This is a genomic window from Paraburkholderia caffeinilytica, assembly GCF_046030355.1.
In the GTDB taxonomy this organism is placed as follows: domain Bacteria; phylum Pseudomonadota; class Gammaproteobacteria; order Burkholderiales; family Burkholderiaceae; genus Paraburkholderia; species Paraburkholderia caffeinilytica_B.
Map to the genome: position 1 here is coordinate 15723 of NZ_JAQQCQ010000020.1, position 16292 is coordinate 32014.

The 16292-nt window shown below is 56.7% G+C and carries 31 protein-coding genes; 8 read left to right on the top strand and 23 right to left on the bottom strand.

Features of this window, described 5'->3' with window-relative positions; translation table 11 throughout:
• Positions 1-39 precede the first annotated feature (39 nt).
• The 20 genes from PQQ95_RS26055 to PQQ95_RS26150 form a co-directional block, all read right to left on the bottom strand.
• Positions 40-729 (bottom strand): hypothetical protein, encoded by a 690-nt coding sequence (locus PQQ95_RS26055; protein WP_408442415.1) that lies wholly within the window; start codon positions 727-729, stop codon positions 40-42.
• Positions 730-882: 153 nt separating this feature from the next.
• Positions 883-1650 carry a lambda exonuclease family protein gene (locus PQQ95_RS26060; protein WP_408442417.1) on the bottom strand — a complete coding sequence of 256 codons (768 nt, stop codon included), beginning with the start codon at positions 1648-1650 and terminating at the stop codon, positions 883-885.
• On the bottom strand, positions 1647-2576 hold the full coding sequence (locus PQQ95_RS26065; RefSeq protein WP_408442420.1) for a hypothetical protein: 930 nt from the start codon (positions 2574-2576) through the stop codon (positions 1647-1649). The genes PQQ95_RS26060 and PQQ95_RS26065 overlap by 4 nt, the downstream gene beginning before the upstream one ends.
• Positions 2573-3883, bottom strand: coding sequence for a coiled-coil domain-containing protein (locus PQQ95_RS26070; RefSeq protein ID WP_408442423.1), 1311 nt, complete (start codon positions 3881-3883; stop codon positions 2573-2575). The genes PQQ95_RS26065 and PQQ95_RS26070 overlap by 4 nt, the downstream gene beginning before the upstream one ends.
• Positions 3880-4182, bottom strand: a complete 303-nt coding sequence (locus PQQ95_RS26075) for a hypothetical protein (protein WP_408442426.1) — start codon at positions 4180-4182, stop codon at positions 3880-3882. The genes PQQ95_RS26070 and PQQ95_RS26075 overlap by 4 nt, the downstream gene beginning before the upstream one ends.
• Positions 4183-4200: 18 nt before the next feature.
• Positions 4201-4422, bottom strand: coding sequence for a hypothetical protein (locus PQQ95_RS26080; RefSeq protein ID WP_408442429.1), 222 nt, complete (start codon positions 4420-4422; stop codon positions 4201-4203).
• Entirely contained in the window at positions 4419-4748 is a 330-nt protein-coding gene (locus tag PQQ95_RS26085) for a hypothetical protein (RefSeq protein WP_408442432.1), read from the bottom strand. Before PQQ95_RS26085 ends, PQQ95_RS26080 begins: the two co-directional genes overlap by 4 nt.
• Before the next feature lie 324 nt (positions 4749-5072).
• Positions 5073-5258, bottom strand: coding sequence for a hypothetical protein (locus PQQ95_RS26090; protein ID WP_408442434.1), 186 nt, complete (start codon positions 5256-5258; stop codon positions 5073-5075).
• Positions 5251-5652 carry an LIM domain-containing protein gene (locus tag PQQ95_RS26095; RefSeq protein WP_408442437.1) on the bottom strand — a complete coding sequence of 134 codons (402 nt, stop codon included), beginning with the start codon at positions 5650-5652 and terminating at the stop codon, positions 5251-5253. The genes PQQ95_RS26090 and PQQ95_RS26095 overlap by 8 nt, the downstream gene beginning before the upstream one ends.
• 7 nt (positions 5653-5659) lie before the next feature.
• Entirely contained in the window at positions 5660-5863 is a 204-nt protein-coding gene (locus tag PQQ95_RS26100) for a hypothetical protein (protein WP_408442440.1), read from the bottom strand.
• Entirely contained in the window at positions 5863-6252 is a 390-nt protein-coding gene (locus PQQ95_RS26105) for a hypothetical protein (protein WP_408442443.1), read from the bottom strand. Before PQQ95_RS26105 ends, PQQ95_RS26100 begins: the two co-directional genes overlap by 1 nt.
• Entirely contained in the window at positions 6249-6554 is a 306-nt protein-coding gene (locus tag PQQ95_RS26110) for a hypothetical protein (protein ID WP_408442446.1), read from the bottom strand. The genes PQQ95_RS26105 and PQQ95_RS26110 overlap by 4 nt, the downstream gene beginning before the upstream one ends.
• Before the next feature lie 152 nt (positions 6555-6706).
• Entirely contained in the window at positions 6707-7192 is a 486-nt protein-coding gene (locus PQQ95_RS26115) for an HNH endonuclease signature motif containing protein (RefSeq protein WP_408442448.1), read from the bottom strand.
• Positions 7193-7242: 50 nt separating this feature from the next.
• On the bottom strand, positions 7243-7497 hold the full coding sequence (locus tag PQQ95_RS26120) for an acyl carrier protein (protein WP_408442451.1): 255 nt from the start codon (positions 7495-7497) through the stop codon (positions 7243-7245).
• Positions 7498-7630: 133 nt separating this feature from the next.
• Positions 7631-7855, bottom strand: coding sequence for a hypothetical protein (locus PQQ95_RS26125; RefSeq protein WP_408442454.1), 225 nt, complete (start codon positions 7853-7855; stop codon positions 7631-7633).
• A 2-nt stretch (positions 7856-7857) separates the two neighbouring features.
• Positions 7858-8199: a hypothetical protein gene (locus PQQ95_RS26130; RefSeq protein ID WP_408442456.1), complete on the bottom strand. Its 342-nt coding sequence runs from the start codon at positions 8197-8199 to the stop codon at positions 7858-7860.
• A 229-nt stretch (positions 8200-8428) separates the two neighbouring features.
• A complete protein-coding gene (locus tag PQQ95_RS26135; RefSeq protein WP_408442459.1) occupies positions 8429-8701 on the bottom strand; it encodes a hypothetical protein in 273 nt (90 codons plus the stop codon).
• Between the two features lie 212 nt (positions 8702-8913).
• Positions 8914-9609 carry a pentapeptide repeat-containing protein gene (locus PQQ95_RS26140; RefSeq protein WP_408442461.1) on the bottom strand — a complete coding sequence of 232 codons (696 nt, stop codon included), beginning with the start codon at positions 9607-9609 and terminating at the stop codon, positions 8914-8916.
• A 1357-nt stretch (positions 9610-10966) separates the two neighbouring features.
• Entirely contained in the window at positions 10967-11299 is a 333-nt protein-coding gene (locus PQQ95_RS26145) for a hypothetical protein (RefSeq protein ID WP_408442463.1), read from the bottom strand.
• A 45-nt stretch (positions 11300-11344) separates the two neighbouring features.
• Complete coding sequence (locus tag PQQ95_RS26150; RefSeq protein WP_408442466.1) at positions 11345-11737, bottom strand: hypothetical protein; 393 nt, start codon at positions 11735-11737, stop codon at positions 11345-11347.
• Between the two features lie 159 nt (positions 11738-11896).
• Between PQQ95_RS26150 and PQQ95_RS26155 the strand changes: the two genes are divergently transcribed.
• Entirely contained in the window at positions 11897-12121 is a 225-nt protein-coding gene (locus tag PQQ95_RS26155) for a hypothetical protein (RefSeq protein ID WP_408442468.1), read from the top strand.
• 170 nt (positions 12122-12291) lie between these two features.
• Here the strand turns inward: PQQ95_RS26155 and PQQ95_RS26160 are convergent, their stop codons facing one another.
• The 3 genes from PQQ95_RS26160 to PQQ95_RS26170 all read right to left on the bottom strand — a co-directional run bounded on the left by PQQ95_RS26160 (position 12292) and on the right by PQQ95_RS26170 (position 13625).
• Complete coding sequence (locus PQQ95_RS26160) at positions 12292-12483, bottom strand: hypothetical protein (protein WP_408442471.1); 192 nt, start codon at positions 12481-12483, stop codon at positions 12292-12294.
• On the bottom strand, positions 12480-12740 hold the full coding sequence (locus PQQ95_RS26165; RefSeq protein WP_408442474.1) for a hypothetical protein: 261 nt from the start codon (positions 12738-12740) through the stop codon (positions 12480-12482). The genes PQQ95_RS26160 and PQQ95_RS26165 overlap by 4 nt, the downstream gene beginning before the upstream one ends.
• Positions 12741-12827: 87 nt before the next feature.
• Positions 12828-13625 carry a S24 family peptidase gene (locus tag PQQ95_RS26170; protein WP_408442476.1) on the bottom strand — a complete coding sequence of 266 codons (798 nt, stop codon included), beginning with the start codon at positions 13623-13625 and terminating at the stop codon, positions 12828-12830.
• 103 nt (positions 13626-13728) lie between these two features.
• On the opposite strand from PQQ95_RS26170, the gene PQQ95_RS26175 reads away from it, so the two are divergent.
• The 7 genes from PQQ95_RS26175 (at position 13729) to PQQ95_RS26205 (ending at position 16284) form a co-directional block, all read left to right on the top strand.
• A complete protein-coding gene (locus PQQ95_RS26175; protein ID WP_408442478.1) occupies positions 13729-14061 on the top strand; it encodes a transcriptional regulator in 333 nt (110 codons plus the stop codon).
• Between the two features lie 106 nt (positions 14062-14167).
• A complete protein-coding gene (locus tag PQQ95_RS26180) occupies positions 14168-14533 on the top strand; it encodes a hypothetical protein (protein ID WP_408442480.1) in 366 nt (121 codons plus the stop codon).
• Complete coding sequence (locus PQQ95_RS26185) at positions 14530-15159, top strand: hypothetical protein (RefSeq protein WP_408442483.1); 630 nt, start codon at positions 14530-14532, stop codon at positions 15157-15159. Before PQQ95_RS26180 ends, PQQ95_RS26185 begins: the two co-directional genes overlap by 4 nt.
• Positions 15156-15410: a hypothetical protein gene (locus PQQ95_RS26190; RefSeq protein WP_408442485.1), complete on the top strand. Its 255-nt coding sequence runs from the start codon at positions 15156-15158 to the stop codon at positions 15408-15410. The genes PQQ95_RS26185 and PQQ95_RS26190 overlap by 4 nt, the downstream gene beginning before the upstream one ends.
• Before the next feature lie 88 nt (positions 15411-15498).
• A complete protein-coding gene (locus PQQ95_RS26195) occupies positions 15499-15669 on the top strand; it encodes a hypothetical protein (protein ID WP_408442488.1) in 171 nt (56 codons plus the stop codon).
• A 47-nt stretch (positions 15670-15716) separates the two neighbouring features.
• A complete protein-coding gene (locus PQQ95_RS26200; protein WP_408442490.1) occupies positions 15717-15893 on the top strand; it encodes a hypothetical protein in 177 nt (58 codons plus the stop codon).
• Position 15894: 1 nt separating this feature from the next.
• A complete protein-coding gene (locus PQQ95_RS26205; protein ID WP_408442492.1) occupies positions 15895-16284 on the top strand; it encodes a GIY-YIG nuclease family protein in 390 nt (129 codons plus the stop codon).
• Positions 16285-16292 lie beyond the last annotated feature (8 nt).

Genomic DNA, 16292 nt, shown 5'->3' on the forward strand with positions numbered 1-16292 from the left:
ACTCATTGTTCGATTGCTTCGCGCGCTGCGCGGATGGGGTTAGGCTTCAGCGAGCTCGAACGGGACAGGGCGCGGGAACCACGTTGGTAACTGTTCGAACGAATCGCGCATCTTCATGATTCCGCCGAATACCTCCAGGTCGCCTAAACCGCCGACTACGAACATCAGCGGACTATCCGCGTCGCGCGTGAAGAATCGAATGCTCCCGAAGAACTGCCCGATGGTCAGGGCGTCTTTCAGGTAGGCCGGGTTGATCGCACCAGAGATGCCCTCGCTGTAGCCGATCGCCGCTGCGACGTTCTCGATGCGCGGGAAGTTTCCCTCGACCAAGGCATTACCGGGCTGGATAAACTGCGCCTGACCGTTCTCATCATTGACCATCGCCGAACCGTTCGACATCACATCAAGCGTGCTCTTGGCGTTACACGTCTTGAGCCCGTCTTTCTTGATGGACACGATGACTTCTTTCTCTGCATAGCCGTGCTGATCGCGGATCACCACATACCGATGACCATCCGTGGCAACAATCATCGTCGTACCGTCTTCGAGCGGGCGCACATTGATGCCGTTCAGGTAGTAGCGGATATCGTTCTGGGCCATGAAGGGAAACGCTACCTTGATCGCCATGGCATTCACACGCGCGATCATGTGCGGCGCTTCTTTGGATTCGGACTCGGCGGGCGCCACGCCATCAATCGCTAATTGTTCTGATTCGTTCGGTGCGTTCATATTGATCTCAAAAAAGAAGCCCCTGAACCAGCGGGCTTTAACACACACGCACGGAGACCACCGTACGTTTCGGGGATGGGGCGCACCACTACGCCAAGTTCAGGGAGATTCGTACCCGAAGGCTTCATCCCAATGGCGAGTGGTGCGGGTGAATCAGGCGGCTTGCTGGCGAAGCTGCTTTTCATACTGGGCGACGAGCATGGCGAATTGCCAGAGGTCTTGCTCCATCTTCCCAATGAATTCGTCGTCCCTTTGGACTTCGACCATCGTGAACTGCTTGCCAGCAGGCGCTAGCGCAGGGCAGTACAGGCCGATGTGCCACCACTTGCGATTCGTGAGCCAGAGACACCCTTGCGCTTGCTCAAGCACCTCCGTGAAGTCGTGATCCAGCAGGATCGCTCGGAGCTTGTCGGGCGCTATAAAGCACTTGTACTCACTGCCGCCGTCATCGCCGATCAACCCATCGGCACTCGCGCCGAACAGACCGTCATCGGTCGTTACGAACCCGGCGCGCTTCACAAATAGTCCCGTCTTGGCTTCGTGCTCCATGCGGGCCTCCGGCTCAAGGTCGTGGCCGCGTTTCATCTGCCACGTCTCGAAACCTTCGTCCAGGGGCTCGCCGCTGATTCGCTCAATGGCGAGACGGAAAGCGTAGTCTTTTGCAACATCCGCCCAGTCGCCAACCTTCTGACCTTCGAGCGCGCGCTTGATACCGTCCGAAGTAGGCACGTTCTTGTATCCGGCGGCCTCGGCGGCAGCTTTCTCGGGCGTGCCGGCGAGCCTCAGCGCGACGTATTTGGACTGACGTTCGTCAAGTTCGCCCGTCTTCTTGCGGGCCGTCGCGAACATGCTGGCCGTGATGCAGCCAGCTCTTGCTTGGTGCCAAAAATCCGAGCCTTGCGCGCATTCAATAATTTTCACGATTGGCCTCCTTCGCGTGCCATCTGACGTTGGAAATCGGCTTCGAGGTCGGCGTCGTCGGAACCCGGATCGCGGACGGCATCTGCTGGTGGCGCGGTTGCTTGCGTTGCAACTTTGGCGGGTAGCGTCTTGCTCTTTGCCTCCATGGCTGCCTTGAACGCGTCCGATGCGCCGGCGTCCTTTGCGTCGTTGATCTCCTTGACGCCTCGTTTCCAGAGCGTCTCGAATTGCTCGCGCGTTGTGACGTCCGCAACCTCGCCAACGAGTTTCACGCCCAACTCGCTCAGCACCGGCTCGCCACCACCGTCCTGCCCCGCCAGGTGATCGCGCAGCGTCTCGTCCAACTCCTCCAAATCTTGGGAGAAGATATCTGACGCCGCCGTGACGTTCAGTACCATCGCCATCTTGGCTCGCTTGCAACCCATCTTGAGCACCGTGTTGGCGAGGTCGGACGGCTCAGTGCGGACCTGATTTGCCTTATAGAATCCGCCGCCCCTCTTCTTGCCGAACTTGATGCGCCGCATCGTGACGGGCGTGATTTCAAATTCCTCATCGCAGACCGCCCCGCGCCACTTGTACTTTTCCTCGCCCGTGGACGCTTCGCCCATGCCGGAGCCCAAGCGAACATCCGACACCTGATGTCTGCCGATGCACGTCACCCGGTAGCGGATCATGTCGCCCGTTGAAAGGTCTTCGACTTCGTACTCGTCTGCAATCCGGAACGACATACACAGGACTTCCGCACCGGACTTGTATAGCGTCGGCTTGTCGGTACCTGGAATTTTTCCGTAGTGGACGTTTTCCTTCATCACGGACCGCATGACTTCCTGGACCGCGGCAGCATGCGCCACCACTTCCATCGCGGACATTCGACCGCTGTTGACCAGCGCCCCGTTCTGGCGGGGCATTTCAATGACTTCGTTCACGCTGCCTCCTTCTGTTCGGCGCGACGTTGAATCAGTTCGTCGCGCCACTTGTTGAGTTCGATCGTAAGAGAATCGATGTCGTGGAAGAACGGGATAGGAGTTCCGCAGCATTCCGAGTAATCCGACATCCCACAGCATTCCTGCCCGATCGGCTTGACAATTTCGTGCAGCACGTCTTCGAGCATCCCAAGGCCGTCATTGGCGAAATGCAGGGCATGCAGACGAGCAACCTCGGCTTCAAGCGCAGCCCGTTCTACTTCTGCCGCCGCTTCACGTTCACGGCGTTCGGCTTCTACCGCCAGATCATCGGCGACGCGCTGGGCTTCCGCGCGTTCTGCTGCGTCAATTGCCTCCTGCGTGGCCCGCGCCTCTGCCTCAATGCGTGCGGTCTCCGCTTCTTCCCGTTCGCGCTGCTCGCGGACCAATTTTTCGGTTGCTTCGCGCAATGCCTGTTGCTGGGCCAGAAGCTCGGCCTGCTGTCGCTCAAACTCCGCACGCTGCTCATCAAGCTTGCGCTGTTCGGCCTGACGTTCGGCGAGTGCCGCCGCTTCCGCTTTCGCTCGGGCGATGCGCTGCTCATCCTCGGCGCGCTGGCGTTCGATAGCGGCTAGACGCTCGCGCTCTGCGGCTTCGGCGCGATCACGCTCAAGTTGGGCGCGTTCCGCCTGGAGCCGTGCAGCTTCCGCCTCATGTTCTTGCTGCGCCTTGAACATTTCCCATAGCTTCTGGACGGTAGCGAGCTTGGCGACCTCACCTTCACCCGCGAACTCCTGGTGAGTCTCGATCGTTATCTCCACCGCTTCCAGACTCTCAATCGCCGCGGCGATCGTCTCGGACGACTTGCCGACCAGCATTGCCGGAATAGCCTGAATTTCGGCGATACGCTTCCGGATAGCCGAAATGCGCGCAGACTCGGCTAATGCCTTGGCGATTTTCTCGTCGTCCTTACGCTTTTCTTCGGCCTTGATTGCGGCATCGAAGCGCGACTCGTAGGGCGCGACCTCCTCTGCGATCTCTTTGGCGGCACCGTCGAGCAAGCGGCCAATTTCAAGGATGGGCGCCTTGCGCTCCTTCCGGGCGCTCTCGCTGGCAATTCGGATTTCGTCGCGGAACTTGGCGCGATACTCGACTGCGACCTTCATGCCGGCCGGCGTCGTGGCGTCGACGGTGATCTTGTCGGCCTCGGCCTTGTAGGCGTCGAACTTCTTGCGGAACGATTCGAACACCAAGGCTACATACTTCGCCGGCTCGATCGTAATTAGCTGTTGCGGCTGCTCGGCAACCGTGATTTCTTTTGAGTCGCTCACGATCCCTCCTTCGCCTTTTCGGCTTGTTGCTTGTTCAGTTCGAAGGCCGCCTTCAGACCGGCGTGCGTTCGTACTTCAGATGCCGGAACGAACTCCATCTCATACCCATCCGGATAATGCTCGGCGTACGTCACATGGCGATCTGGGCGACTGCCCTCAGTCACACCAAGGTCGCCCCGGGCATACTCCTCATGGCTGCACCAATGGCTGCCCAACACCGTCCCGTCTTCGGCCATCGCGTATGCGATCCCATCACCACCGCCCACCACATTTGAGAACACGTATATTTTCGATTTCATGTCTTTCCCCTATCTGCGTTATTGAGTGGCGACCGGCAAGCAATGCGAGACAGCCACGCATCCCGATTTACCTTCGAGCCAAACGACCGCGGTATGCCCGCTCAGGACTTCGGCAGGCGAACGCGTGGCGTACTCGGTGATCGGGCCATCCGGTTTGTAGGACTGGTAACGCACGCGGTCGCCAACCTTTACAGCCTTATTGAACATCGCGACTTCGTGATTCGGATCGGGTCGTTTCATGTTGTCACCTCATTCGCGTAATAATCGACGCTGTATTCCCATGTGATAACGAAGTGTTTGGCATCCGTCGAACCCATCTCGCGCACTAGAACAGTTCGCTCATGCGGACCTTCGCCAGACCGGTCGTCGGCTCTTTCGGCATACTTCACCGCAGCGCCTTCGCCGTCATGCGCATGAACAACCGTCCAATCGTCATCGGCGCGTTCGTCCGGGTCTTGCGCCTCCCATTGCGGCGGACATGTGTGATGTTCGGGGTAAAGCATGTAGGTGCCGCATGTCGGGCAATAACTCATCGCACACTCTCCGCTAACTTGCTGGCAGGCCATGTCTTGACGGTCTGAACAACGCTCGCCCAGCGCGCATCCTCATAGCCGCGCTCGAATGCTCGAACCGCCCACATTGGTATGTTCGAGTTGATCTCGCAGGCCCAGTGATTTGTGAACGCGCGCCAGCCCAGTGAGTAGAAGGCGCGCTTTCCGGATAGCGGTTTCATGCCCCTCCCCTAACACTAGCCACCCACCTCAACCTCAGCGCAGCACTGTTCTCATGATCAGCCCGAATGGCGGCGTAAAGTACGACGGAGGCGAGGATGATCATTAGGGTTAGGGCGGTGCGGGGACGTTTTGTGTAGAAGCGGTCAAAAGCGTGGATCATTTCGAGCGCTCCCCATACGGCACCGTCCGACGCTGTACTCGGTTCGCCGGATGCAGTAGGTAGCGAGAGCCTAGCCAGCGAATAATCACTTCGCGTCGGTCATTCAGCCATTGCGGCGAATCGACGTAATCGCCCCACTGGCGAAGCATTTCCTTGCGTTGCTCTGTATAGGCATCAAACATGATGGTTGGCCCCCATTTCGCGCATGATGTCGTGTGAGGTTTTCGGTATTGCGGGAACGGGACGAAGCGATCCATCCCGCCGCACCCAGTTGTTCTGCATTGCCACCGTGAGACGCAGAATCGGCCAGCCATAGCCCTCTTGAGCATGCTCGCGGATATCTTCTTCGACGGCGCCATATACCCAGCCGCCGCACTCATCGGCCAGCCACTGGCGAACGACCATGCAATGCGAGCATGTCTTGTGATAGTTCAAGTCGCCTTCGCACTTGAACCGTTCGTAGTAATACGTCTCACCTGATCCGATGGGACGCCTGCATTCGGAGCACTTGTGCTCCTTGCGTGCAGTCCGGAATCCCTCGGATAGCATCGTTACGGGCTCAGCGCCGTCGCTCATGCACATGTCAAACTCCACAAATCAAGGTGAATACACGGTCACCAAACAGTCCAACCAAAATCAACGCCGCCAGTCCCGCGCCAGACAGGAAGATCAGCGCGCAGATGCGCAGATCGTCGTAGCGGTCGGGGCAGACTGGCTCGCGGTCGATGCCGTGGATGCGGCGGAGGGTTCGGCCTGAGAGACGCTGGAGGAAATATGGGCGGGGCATCACGATTTCTTAGTGGCGGTAAGCTCTAACAGCGCTGCCGTAAAGTCCGCTTCGCTCGGGCATGCGCCGGCGACTTTCAGTTTCAGATATGCCTCGCCGATATCGAAAGTGCCACCCATCAAATGGTTATAGAGAGCGCGGCTGACGTCTGCGACGGTCACCGTTTTTTCCCCGAGCTTGGATGCACCGCACTCAGTGCATTCGCCACGCCACTCACCATCGATTGAATGCACATCGCCGGTGCCGTCACAGTATTGGCAATGTCGAAACGCCTCTGCCCGCTCCAGAGCCTTTCTCATACGTCCCACAAAGTCACCCCGAGACTCAGCGGTGTAATCGAACCATGCACTCACTACGGATTCGATCTGTTCGTCGGTTAGCTCGCTCATCGCCCTACTCCCAGCCGCACCCGCTCAATCCCCGGCGCGTACATTTCGTCGCCCAGGATGACCTTGCAAACAGGCTCCTCAGGCTCCGGTTCTGGATCGCTGACCTCTTCCTCGCATGTCGGGCAAACGTCCCGCCAGTCGTGGTGGACTTCCTTGCTGCCCCAATATTCGTATGGGCCGATACCGAAATCGGCTTTTACGCTGCGCACATTGCAGTCGCAGTTCCAGCAGAAGCCATAGCGAGCATCCTCTACGTCAACGTCTGGCTCGTATTCGGCGAAGGCCATGTGAAATGCACTCATGATTTGTAGTCCTTACATTTAGTCAGAGTTACTCGCTGCACTGCGCTTACTCGTACAGCCTTCTGCGCAGCATCCGCTTTGGCCCTGGTGGCTGGCGTCCCGGCAACTCTCCGGGGAACATCAGGCGCTGCATACGCCAGTCATCAAGGGACTCACACGTTGGCGAATTCCCCGTGAAATTTGATCGCGGCAGCCTTATAGGCTTCAGCCGCTACGGCCGGGTCATCGAAGTATCCAAGGTGAATCGTCTTTCCTTCCGACATAATCTTTGCGCACCATTTGCTCTCTGACTTCTTGAAATACACGCCGCGATATCCGCTCGATGTCGATATTTTCTTATTTGCGTAGTGCGAATTCTGTCCGTTGGTAGCTTCCCTAAGGTTGCTGATCCAGTTTTCATGGCGTACACGGCTTCGATGGTCAATCTGCCTTGCAGGCCATACTCCGTAATACAGAAGCCAAGCTATTTGATGGCCGTAATAATAGCGACCGTCAATACATATGCGGATATATCCCTCATCATTGGCATATCCCGCGACATCACCTGCTTTAAATCGACTTCGGGCGACCTTTCGCGTTAAAATTCCGGTTTCTGCGTTGTATTCCAACAATTCTTTTGCGCGATCAAACGTAATCATCAAACCCTCCAAACTCGGGGCGCCGGGTTTAGCCCCGACAGGCTTTCCGGTTAAATCTTCGCCCGCACCGTGTCGATCAACTTCTGAACCGTTTCGATGCCCCGCATCTCGGTATCGTCGATGTAGATATCGAACTCATCCTCGACGCACATCGTGACTTCGACGCAATCCAGCGAGTCGAAACCAAGGTCATGGTCGAACCTGTTCTCGCTCGCAATTGAGGGCGGCTCGAGACCATCGACGATGAATTGCTCGGTAATGATTCGCTTCACGCGCTCTTCAATGCCCTGCTGGACTTCGCTCATATCACTCACCCCTCAACTGTTGATCTCCACGCCAGGCAGCCCTGCACATAGGCACCGTGACTATCAGAATCGCCACAAGCAGAACGCTGTAGACGCACAAAATCTCTTTGACTATTGGCGACATAGCGCCTCCTTATGGCATACAGAATTGAGAGCCGCCGCAGCGGCCTTCATAGTCGCCATCGGCATCCACCTCTTCCCAGACGTACCAGCCGGTGTCACCGTTCTCGTAGGCTTTCAGATTTACAATCTGCGTCTTGCCGCAGCCGGTGCATCTGAGCCATGCGGTAGCGCCGGTATCAACCTCGGCAGGCTTCTCGCTGCCCTGCTCGCCGAACCATGATCCGAAGTCGCGCATGGCTAGTCCTCGATCTCGATAGCAAACGTGCCGAGGCAGTTCATTGAGCTACCTCGCTGGTTGTTTGCCAACCGCTGGTCTTCGTAGAGATATGGAACGATCTCTCCGCTATCGCGCTGCTTATGCAGGTTGATGTACACCGTACGCTTGATGGGAGCCATGCGAAGCTGTTCGTCGCGGCAAACCTCAACGTAATACACGCCGCTTTCCGCCCGGCGCTCGACCACCACACGCCCGTCGGTTAGCTCGCCAACAAAGCGAACGGGGATGATGTCGTGTTCGCTCGCCTGCACGAGTACAAACGGATCGCCAGCAAGAGCGCATCCGAGATTAAATGGTTTCATTTCATCCTCAACAAATAATCAACCCTTCAGCCTGAGCTGCCCCCTCGCGTTTAGCAGTCTCAAAACAGCCGATGCAACTCGTCATGCTCACGGAATAGCTGGGCCAATAGCACTTGTACTCACGCCTTTCGACAGATTCTCTGAGCGTCGAACAGTGGTCGCAGAGGGTGAAGACCTTGACTTCCATTGGGCGATTGCGGAATTGGTCGGTTGCCACAGCTACCTCCGGTCATTTGTTTTTGCTGCGGTCGGCGTTATCCCATCGCTGCCATTCTCCTTCGGGAAGTTCATTCGTGACCTCGCGAGCGGCCCACTTCTCGAAAGCCTCGATAGTCACCTTCCGATAGTGCTGGCCCAGCCCTACGCTGGGTCCGTCGAATTGCAGCGTTTCTACCCCGATCCAGATAATCACGCGGTCATTGACAAGCGGCCTCAGGAACTCGCCTGTCGGAGCGGGCTTTTTCGCACGCCATACCTGTCCTACTGAGAATTTATTGCTCATCACACCTCCTACCGTGGCGCAACAAGTCGGCCGCAAGAAAACGCAACATGAATCCGCGCCTTCGGGCAGTGAGCTAGATCAGAGAGCGTCATGACCATTAGCGAACGGTCAACGCGTGCGACAAACCGGCAGTGGCCGTCGAGGCTCTTGCGGGCTGCGCGGTGCAAAGCTTTTCGGGAGGTCACGATTGGCTCCTGTGCGCTGGGCGCAAGTTAGGCTAAAAACGCCTTGCGTTGCATATCCAGCCAGCTTTCCGCCCATTCGAGGGCAATCTTTGATACCTGATTGGTTTCGGGCGTATCGCCCTTGCTGATACCCATGAAAAAGCGCTCGGCCGGACGATTGGAGTCAGTCTGAATGCCGAAGTCATCGCCGTAGACATCAACGCCGCGCGCCGTCGCAATCGTTCCGACAAGGCAAGAACATTCGCCCGTGTAGGTCGATCCATCGACTCGCCCATTTTTAAGGGCATCGATCAGCGCCGGCACTTCCTTGCCAGCATGAGAAAGCACGTCATAGAAGTCGGCGCGGATCGGCTGCAGGTCCGCGCTACGGAGGTCCGCGCCACCGAGGTTCGCGCTACGGAGGTTCGCGCCACCGAGGTTCGCGCTACGGAGGTCCGCGCTACGGAGGTTCGCGCTACGGAGGTCCGCGCCACCGAGGTTCGCGCTACGGAGGTTCGCGCTACGGAGGTCCGCGCTACGGAGGTCCGCGCCACCGAGGTTCGCGCTACGGAGGTTCGCGCCACCGAGGTTCGCGCTACGGAGGTCCGCGCTACGGAGGTTCGCGCTACGGAGGTCCGCGCCAGACTCAACTGCCGCCCTGACCGTGAGCGCAATAGTGTTGTTTTCGACGTCATGCTCAAAGAGAACTCTGAGCGACCAGCGATGCAGGATTGAAATCTTCATGATTTTCCTCTTCGTAATTTGGTGTACTAATCACGTCAGCCAGAGCGACGCGCTTGGGAATTCTTTCGGCAGCCGCCTAGCGGGCGGCATCCCGTTTCGCTATGGCCCATCGGCCGGTCGTATACCCCTTATCCTGGGGCGGGAGTTCAGTTCTCATGGAATCGGGCCGGCGCTGATCTCCGGCATGGCGTCGATGTTCCTGTGTACCTTGACGTGGTACTCGGTATGACCATTCGCCTAATGTGGGCCATGTTGCCGGGGCGTCACCCCCAAGCCATTCCTCCAATCTCCCACCTACCCATTAGTCACTTCTGCGCGTATCAGCCTGCGCATTCCGATTCCATGAAAACCCTCGTCTTTCCGAGGTGCCAGCCGCCCAACTGTTTCGCCCGTATTTCATCGCCAGAAGGCCCTACGGCTTCATCCAGCAAAGTTCCCTGATTACCAGGCCACCGGTTAAGGGATGCGCGACCGCAACCCATCAATTCTTGCCGCTTACCCGCGTGACGGCGACGCGAATGTTCAACTACTGCGCCGGGTGGCAGACGACCCGTCCGTCTGCGAGACGCCCACGTTTGCGACTTCTACGTGGGTGCTGCGGCTTCTCGCTTATGGGTTCAGAGCCGCTAACGGCGGCAGGTCGGACAACTGCTTTTCTCCGCCAATTGGAGGACGCTTGTCATCGCGCCGGCTCTGCTCTACTGCAATTCTTTGTGAATGACGCTGTGGCCAAGGCGCTCTCGCGATCCTTTTCGCCAGTCAGGGTTCGGCATGTCCGATCAGGCCCAACCAACACGGCGGTTCATAGCTCCGACAGGCTCCACGCCGCACAACGCCATTCACGAAAAACTGCTGCGTGTGGGAACCGGTCTGTCTCCCAGCCCCACGCCTTCCGCAATCTCGCCACAGATCCTGTCTGCGCGACTACTGCGGGCGCTCCGCTTTTTACTCGAGCGGTTGCTTTGTTCCGAGCCCCGAAGGGAATGGTTGGCTCTCGCCTGTCTCGTGTGCACCATGGGCACAACGCCCGGTTGCTCCCTTACGGGTCCCGGATTAAAAACATCGATTTTTAAAGATCACATTCACTACCGGGATAGCGCCATGCTTTACCCGTGGTCCTCTACTGCGGTGCTATTCGCACTGATATGCCCGAAGACATAGCGCTGCGGACAGTTATTCCATTGCTTGATTCAGGCGATCCTCAAGATCCACAGCGCCCTCCTCGAAGTCCCCATTGCATTCAGGACACACACCGAGGCCGCGGTAAAAATCGCTGAACAGCGGCGCATTGCATTCGTTGCAGACCGGCATCATCTCTATCTCCAGTCAAACCACTTCGTATTGCGCTACCTCGGAATCAGGCGGTCACTGCTTCAATCCGGAAATCGAACTCTTCGATGTAGTAATACGTTTTGTCGTGTCGGTTGTATTCCACCGTCGCGATGGCCACATACTCGACGCCGTCAACGAAAAACCCTTGGCGATATTCCTCCGCGCCGCAGTTGTATGACCCCTCACAGTCAGCCGATGCCCTGTGGCGCAGAACATCTTCGAGCTCGTACTCTGCCTTGGCGAGGGATTCGAAAACGTTGTTCTGCGGATCGCGCTCAAACAGCTCGAGCGCCAGCTTTGCTGCGTCGTGTGCTTCGCTAGTCTGTTTAACTGTGGCGATCAGTTCTTCTAGGCTCATGCCCTCTCTCCGTTTCCGTTTGCTGTGGTGTGGGTGGTGCAATGTTCAGTGCGTGACAGCCAACTCCATGCCACGCATGTCAACGCCCAGTCGATACAACTCGTCCTCTCCGGTGAAAACCCGTTCCGAGAACACGCAGATGCCCTCGGCGTCGACAACGAAGATGCAAAACGCGTACTGGCTGATGCGGAACGCTGACGCCGGCAGCGGACGACCAGTGTGCTTTTCGACCGCCGCCCGCACTTTCTCCGTCTTGGCGACCTTGGCATTCCAGGCGATCACGGCGGCGTCTGCGTCGGGCAGCGATTCCATTCCAGCGCATTCGCCGAACTCGTACTGCGCTGCCTCCCATGCCCGTTCGATGTCGGAGTAACTGACCATCTTTACCCACGACTGGTCGCTGAAGGTCACCTTCCAAACTCGGCGGTCTGCGTTCATGTTCGGCTCCTGGCTGCTGCTGTGGTGTGGGTGGTGCGTTGAGAGAACAATAGCAAACGCTCTCGTTATACGCAAGCAAAAGCTATCGTCAATTTGTAACAGCCAATTTGATGCTTGCGAGAGCACGTCCTAAACTCTTCGAATGAGACGGAGGCCGCCATGACGCGAGAAGACGTATTGCTGCGGATGACCGAGGCGCGCCCACAAGGAACCTGGGCGCCGATCGAAAGATATGCAGATTTGCTGGCCGAGCTCGAGCGGATGCTCAGTGACCGGGAGATGGGGGTGTTGATCGACGCAGGGGCGCGCCTGGTGAGGCTGAACTATCCAGAGGTGTTCAGGCGACCATCAGGGCAACCAGACATGCAATCGCCAAAGCCATGAACAGGCCGCCGGTAAGAAAATGGTATGGATGTTTCATGCGATCCCCGATTCGTTATCCATCAAGCATACGATGGCGAAAAAGGGTGGAATGTTAAGGATGTTCAGGTGGCAGATATGAAAAAGCCCCGATCGAGGCGGGGCTTCGTGCTACGAGACCAGCATATCTGGCTTCATCGAGCTCTATGATGCGTGCGGTCCTGCTTGACCTCAAACTTGCCGAATTCAGAAGGCGCGCCTCGCCCGGTGCTGCTCATCTGGTCCTGTATCTTGGAAGCCGTTTGGAAAGCCTCAACCAGGGGGGCGAAATACAGGCGCGGCGTTTCCTTTGCGGCATCTAGGAATACTTTCACTGAACCTTTCATTTCGAGACCTCCTTGAGTGCAGCCTTCAATGCATTAAACAGGAAAAACAACAAAGACACAACGTCGGCAGCGAACAACAAATACTCGAGTCCGTGCAAGCACATCACAATGTTTGGATCCAAGCCCCAAATAGCAAGGAGGTCGACAAACTTACCTACCCCAAATGCAATAAGGGCCAGAATGATAAAGATCGCCGCCCCTGCAATTGCATGCCCCGCAAACGCGAGGACTGCTTTGTGTGATGTTGTTTCCGACATTTGCTCTTTTTGATTGACCGCATTGTAGCCTGAAAGTTTAGCTGGCTGCGCTCGGGTTTGTGCGGCGCATCGCAGTCCACCAATGGCCTAAAGCACGCTATCAGTCCACACGGCGCGGCCGGCAATCATGGTCCGATCATCTGGCGGCAAAATCTTGTCAGGAAATGTGGTCTTGTCAGGGTTATCGCTTCTCAGAATCCAGACAAGGCCTCCAACCATGGGACTGTAGTCATGAATCAGGCGCTTCAGAATCATGCCGCCGTCTGGCATGCAAATCAGATAGATCTTGCCATCCGATGGAGCCGTATCTGCGGTATTGATGAGAACCACCCTCCCGTCCTGAATTCTCGGGGCCATGCTGCCGCCTGCAGCATAGATAATCCGGGCAGCATGTTCCGGAACGCCAAACTCCCGAAGACTAGAACGCTTGAAGGCCAAACCGCCTTTGACGACGACATGATCTTCAAACCGCCCATCTCCGCAGGCTGCTGCAATGTCTAGTTGTTGCACGTAGGCGAACTCGTCTGATGTTGGATGGGGAAGGTCTCCTTCATCCAGACTATCGACGTGCTGTTCATCCGATTTAACAATTACAGTACCTTTCATCCCACTAATTGAGGCATCGGGAATGCCTGAATTGTGCTCAGCAGCGAGTGCGCTCTCCACGCCAAAGTCAAAATACAGGTTGGGGAGCCCTAGCGCCTTCTCCAGATTGCGCGCTGCACCCTCACCGAATCCGCGCCCCTCCCGATAGGTCGCGCTCAATAGTTGACGGATGCGTGTCGCGTCCTGGTTGTGCTTGCGTGCAAATTCTGCTGCAACTCCTTCCGCCTCTTTGTCTACGAGTTCCTGGAGCCGGCTTCGTCGGTATGCGTGGATATCCATCGCTCGATTAAACCCGAAAACTAGCATTTGCTGTGTTCACAAAAGCTATTGTTTTGCGAGCAAGTGCTTGCGCTTTGCGAGAGCAAATGCTATCGTCAAAGCCATGAACACTTTCCACGCCTACTTTAAGTCTCTGTCCAAGGACGAGCGCAAAGCGATTGCCGATCAGGTCGGCACATCCGTCGCCTATCTCTGGCAGATCGCCTACGAACAACGTCGTTGCGCTGAATCGATGGCCATTGAAATCGAGAAGGCTTCCAAGGGCGCAGTTCGTGTCGAAGATCTTCGCCCCGATGTTGATTGGGCATACATCCGTAGCTCGGCCCAGTCTATCGCCAATAGTGAATTTCAAGGCAATGGCGTCGTTCACAACAGCGCGGCATCGGATGATGCACAGAGTCCGACTGGCGGAAGCATCGACGACAGCAAGGAATAAGTAGTTCGATTTCATTTTTAGACGTCCTTAGTGACGTCTTTATTTGACGCGGTGCAGCACATGGAACGCTACGTGTAACACCGATAACTTTTATCTGAGGCATCCAATGCAACAAGAAATGCCGATTCTCCAAGCCATCAAGGATCCCGATTGGCTGCCTGAGTATTTGATTGAGCGTTTGCGCAATGAGCACGACTCAGTGTTGTTGTGCTGGAACAAGCGCCGAATCAAGTATTCGATGAGCGATGCCTCGGCCCTCCTTGGCCTTCCGAAGTCGCATCTATCGAATATTTTGGGAGGCAAAAAATATTTGCCATACGACATGCGAATTCGCTTTCAAACGTTTTGCGGCAACTATGCGATCCGCCAGTACGAAGATCGGGTGATGGGATTCAAAACAGTTACGGAAACGCCCGAACAACGGCGCATCCGTGAGCTTGAAAGTGAACTTGCGGCAGCGAGGGCGGCATGAATACACCGGTTATCCAGGCAAGGCGCGCGGCAATCACGATCTCTGGAGCCCGTAATGCTCATGTGGAGGTAAATAAGGCCGTCGCGCGTGGCGATCTCCCTGTCGTATCTACGCAGAATTGCGTTGATTGCGGGGTACAAGCACAAGCATACGACCATCGCGATTACGCAAATCCGCTTGATGTCCAGCCCGTTTGCGACTCCTGCAACGCGCTGCGCGGACGGGCGCTCCCCAATCCGGAAACGCTTGAGAAATATCGTGAGGCGGTTATTGAGAGTGAGCGTGGATGGAAAGCGCGCGCCGAACAACCGGCACTCGCACCGATTGATTCTGTCGCTGAATGCGAGTCATTCCGGGATGCTGTTCGGTTAGGTTGGGAATTGCGCCGCATTCAAAACATGACGCGATCTTCGCTCGCTGAACGAATCGGTGCTTACGCATCTCACGTTAGCGACTACATGCACCCGGATGATCAAAAAGCGCGCCGCAATCTTCCGGCTGATCTGATTGATGATTTTGAATGGGCTGCGGGAAACCGGGCCGTCACTCAGTATTTGCTCTACAAGGCAGGAATCGAATTGACGTTGACCATCATGGAAGAAGTTATTGCGCAGAGGGCTGCATGAACTGCACACAGTGGGACCTGGCAATCATCAGCAAGGACGGACCCCACAAGGGCCGTGAAGTTTTCATCCTTGATAAAACGAAAGCGCCTCATGTTCACTCATCGGGCCTTCCATCCTGGTACGTTGAAATTCAAGGCGAGCCGATTCTGTGCCGGGCTCCGGACGGTACCGTCGTTCCCACACTGAATTTCCACATACCCGATGAATGGTTGACGCCGGTTGAAAGTTTTTGTGACGAGGTGTCGGCATGAGCGCGTCCGAATGGATTGATGGGCCGATGGCGCTGCCGGGTCTCGCGGTAGCGAAGGAAGCAATACGGGAATTTGACCGGGCGGCAGCATGAGCCCCGACCTATTCAATCACCCACCGCCTGCCTGGCTCGAGCAATCCGAACTCGCCCGAAAGATCGCGCAGGCCCGCAAGAAGGCGGAAAAGCACCAACTGGTCAGCCTCCTGTGTACATCGCTCGCACGCATGACGGAAAAGCCGAAGCATCGGAGGCCGCTGTGAATTCACCGCGCCGACTGTCCAGAGCTGAAACGCGCATAGCCAGGGCGATGGATTCGCTGGTCAAGAAACTGCCGGCTGATGTCTTCCCGATCGCCGACCCTGACTTGGCGGCGCTGTCGGAACTGCTGCACCGGATGACCGTGTGCCAGGAGGATACGCCGGCAACGCGCATGGCTGGAGAGGCTATCCGGAGGCTGCGGGCGTATTTGATTAAGGGGAAGTGAAATGAGTTGGGGATTTGTTTATATCTTGGGGCATCACTGCATGCCTGGTGTTTACAAGGTTGGCTTTACGGAGCGCAGTCCGCGGGCTCGTCTTGAGGAGCTCAGTAAAAGCACATCGGTGCCCGGCGACTTCGATCTGATCTGTTACGCCGAATATGAGAACCCGCGTGATCGCGAACAGGAGATCCATAGCCTTTTGGACAAGTTCAGGGTGACGCCTGATCGTGAGTTCTTCAGGTGCGATCTGATGCACATCACAAACCTTGTCATGGACGAGGAAGAGGCATCGTCGCTCTGCGAGCACCAGATGCACCCCTTCTTTATTCGGACAGCAAGCTTTTCCACGAGCGCAAGCGCGTCGCAGATCAGATGGCGCGTGACGTCGGAATAAACGTGGTC

What these genes read in the sequence shown, in the direction of transcription:
- PQQ95_RS26150 (WP_408442466.1), bottom strand. Translation starts at nt 11,737, where the DNA reads ATGAACGCAGACCGCCGAGTTTGGAAGGTGACCTTCAGCGACCAGTCG.
- PQQ95_RS26135 (WP_408442459.1), bottom strand. Translation starts at nt 8,701, where the DNA reads ATGAGCAATAAATTCTCAGTAGGACAGGTATGGCGTGCGAAAAAGCCC.
- PQQ95_RS26140 (WP_408442461.1), bottom strand. Translation starts at nt 9,609, where the DNA reads ATGAAGATTTCAATCCTGCATCGCTGGTCGCTCAGAGTTCTCTTTGAG.
- PQQ95_RS26180 (WP_408442480.1), top strand. Translation starts at nt 14,168, where the DNA reads ATGCAACAAGAAATGCCGATTCTCCAAGCCATCAAGGATCCCGATTGG.
- PQQ95_RS26195 (WP_408442488.1), top strand. Translation starts at nt 15,499, where the DNA reads ATGAGCCCCGACCTATTCAATCACCCACCGCCTGCCTGGCTCGAGCAA.
- PQQ95_RS26120 (WP_408442451.1), bottom strand. Translation starts at nt 7,497, where the DNA reads ATGAGCGAAGTCCAGCAGGGCATTGAAGAGCGCGTGAAGCGAATCATT.
- PQQ95_RS26190 (WP_408442485.1), top strand. Translation starts at nt 15,156, where the DNA reads ATGAACTGCACACAGTGGGACCTGGCAATCATCAGCAAGGACGGACCC.
- PQQ95_RS26055 (WP_408442415.1), bottom strand. Translation starts at nt 729, where the DNA reads ATGAACGCACCGAACGAATCAGAACAATTAGCGATTGATGGCGTGGCG.
- PQQ95_RS26130 (WP_408442456.1), bottom strand. Translation starts at nt 8,199, where the DNA reads ATGAAACCATTTAATCTCGGATGCGCTCTTGCTGGCGATCCGTTTGTA.
- PQQ95_RS26165 (WP_408442474.1), bottom strand. Translation starts at nt 12,740, where the DNA reads ATGTCGGAAACAACATCACACAAAGCAGTCCTCGCGTTTGCGGGGCAT.
- PQQ95_RS26125 (WP_408442454.1), bottom strand. Translation starts at nt 7,855, where the DNA reads ATGCGCGACTTCGGATCATGGTTCGGCGAGCAGGGCAGCGAGAAGCCT.
- PQQ95_RS26100 (WP_408442440.1), bottom strand. Translation starts at nt 5,863, where the DNA reads ATGCCCCGCCCATATTTCCTCCAGCGTCTCTCAGGCCGAACCCTCCGC.
- PQQ95_RS26200 (WP_408442490.1), top strand. Translation starts at nt 15,717, where the DNA reads ATGGATTCGCTGGTCAAGAAACTGCCGGCTGATGTCTTCCCGATCGCC.
- PQQ95_RS26085 (WP_408442432.1), bottom strand. Translation starts at nt 4,748, where the DNA reads ATGGCCTGCCAGCAAGTTAGCGGAGAGTGTGCGATGAGTTATTGCCCG.
- PQQ95_RS26110 (WP_408442446.1), bottom strand. Translation starts at nt 6,554, where the DNA reads ATGAGTGCATTTCACATGGCCTTCGCCGAATACGAGCCAGACGTTGAC.
- PQQ95_RS26075 (WP_408442426.1), bottom strand. Translation starts at nt 4,182, where the DNA reads ATGAAATCGAAAATATACGTGTTCTCAAATGTGGTGGGCGGTGGTGAT.
- PQQ95_RS26080 (WP_408442429.1), bottom strand. Translation starts at nt 4,422, where the DNA reads ATGAAACGACCCGATCCGAATCACGAAGTCGCGATGTTCAATAAGGCT.
- PQQ95_RS26175 (WP_408442478.1), top strand. Translation starts at nt 13,729, where the DNA reads ATGAACACTTTCCACGCCTACTTTAAGTCTCTGTCCAAGGACGAGCGC.
- PQQ95_RS26115 (WP_408442448.1), bottom strand. Translation starts at nt 7,192, where the DNA reads ATGATTACGTTTGATCGCGCAAAAGAATTGTTGGAATACAACGCAGAA.
- PQQ95_RS26155 (WP_408442468.1), top strand. Translation starts at nt 11,897, where the DNA reads ATGACGCGAGAAGACGTATTGCTGCGGATGACCGAGGCGCGCCCACAA.
- PQQ95_RS26170 (WP_408442476.1), bottom strand. Translation starts at nt 13,625, where the DNA reads ATGGATATCCACGCATACCGACGAAGCCGGCTCCAGGAACTCGTAGAC.
- PQQ95_RS26105 (WP_408442443.1), bottom strand. Translation starts at nt 6,252, where the DNA reads ATGAGCGAGCTAACCGACGAACAGATCGAATCCGTAGTGAGTGCATGG.
- PQQ95_RS26205 (WP_408442492.1), top strand. Translation starts at nt 15,895, where the DNA reads ATGAGTTGGGGATTTGTTTATATCTTGGGGCATCACTGCATGCCTGGT.
- PQQ95_RS26160 (WP_408442471.1), bottom strand. Translation starts at nt 12,483, where the DNA reads ATGAAAGGTTCAGTGAAAGTATTCCTAGATGCCGCAAAGGAAACGCCG.
- PQQ95_RS26145 (WP_408442463.1), bottom strand. Translation starts at nt 11,299, where the DNA reads ATGAGCCTAGAAGAACTGATCGCCACAGTTAAACAGACTAGCGAAGCA.
- PQQ95_RS26090 (WP_408442434.1), bottom strand. Translation starts at nt 5,258, where the DNA reads ATGTTTGATGCCTATACAGAGCAACGCAAGGAAATGCTTCGCCAGTGG.
- PQQ95_RS26095 (WP_408442437.1), bottom strand. Translation starts at nt 5,652, where the DNA reads ATGAGCGACGGCGCTGAGCCCGTAACGATGCTATCCGAGGGATTCCGG.
- PQQ95_RS26185 (WP_408442483.1), top strand. Translation starts at nt 14,530, where the DNA reads ATGAATACACCGGTTATCCAGGCAAGGCGCGCGGCAATCACGATCTCT.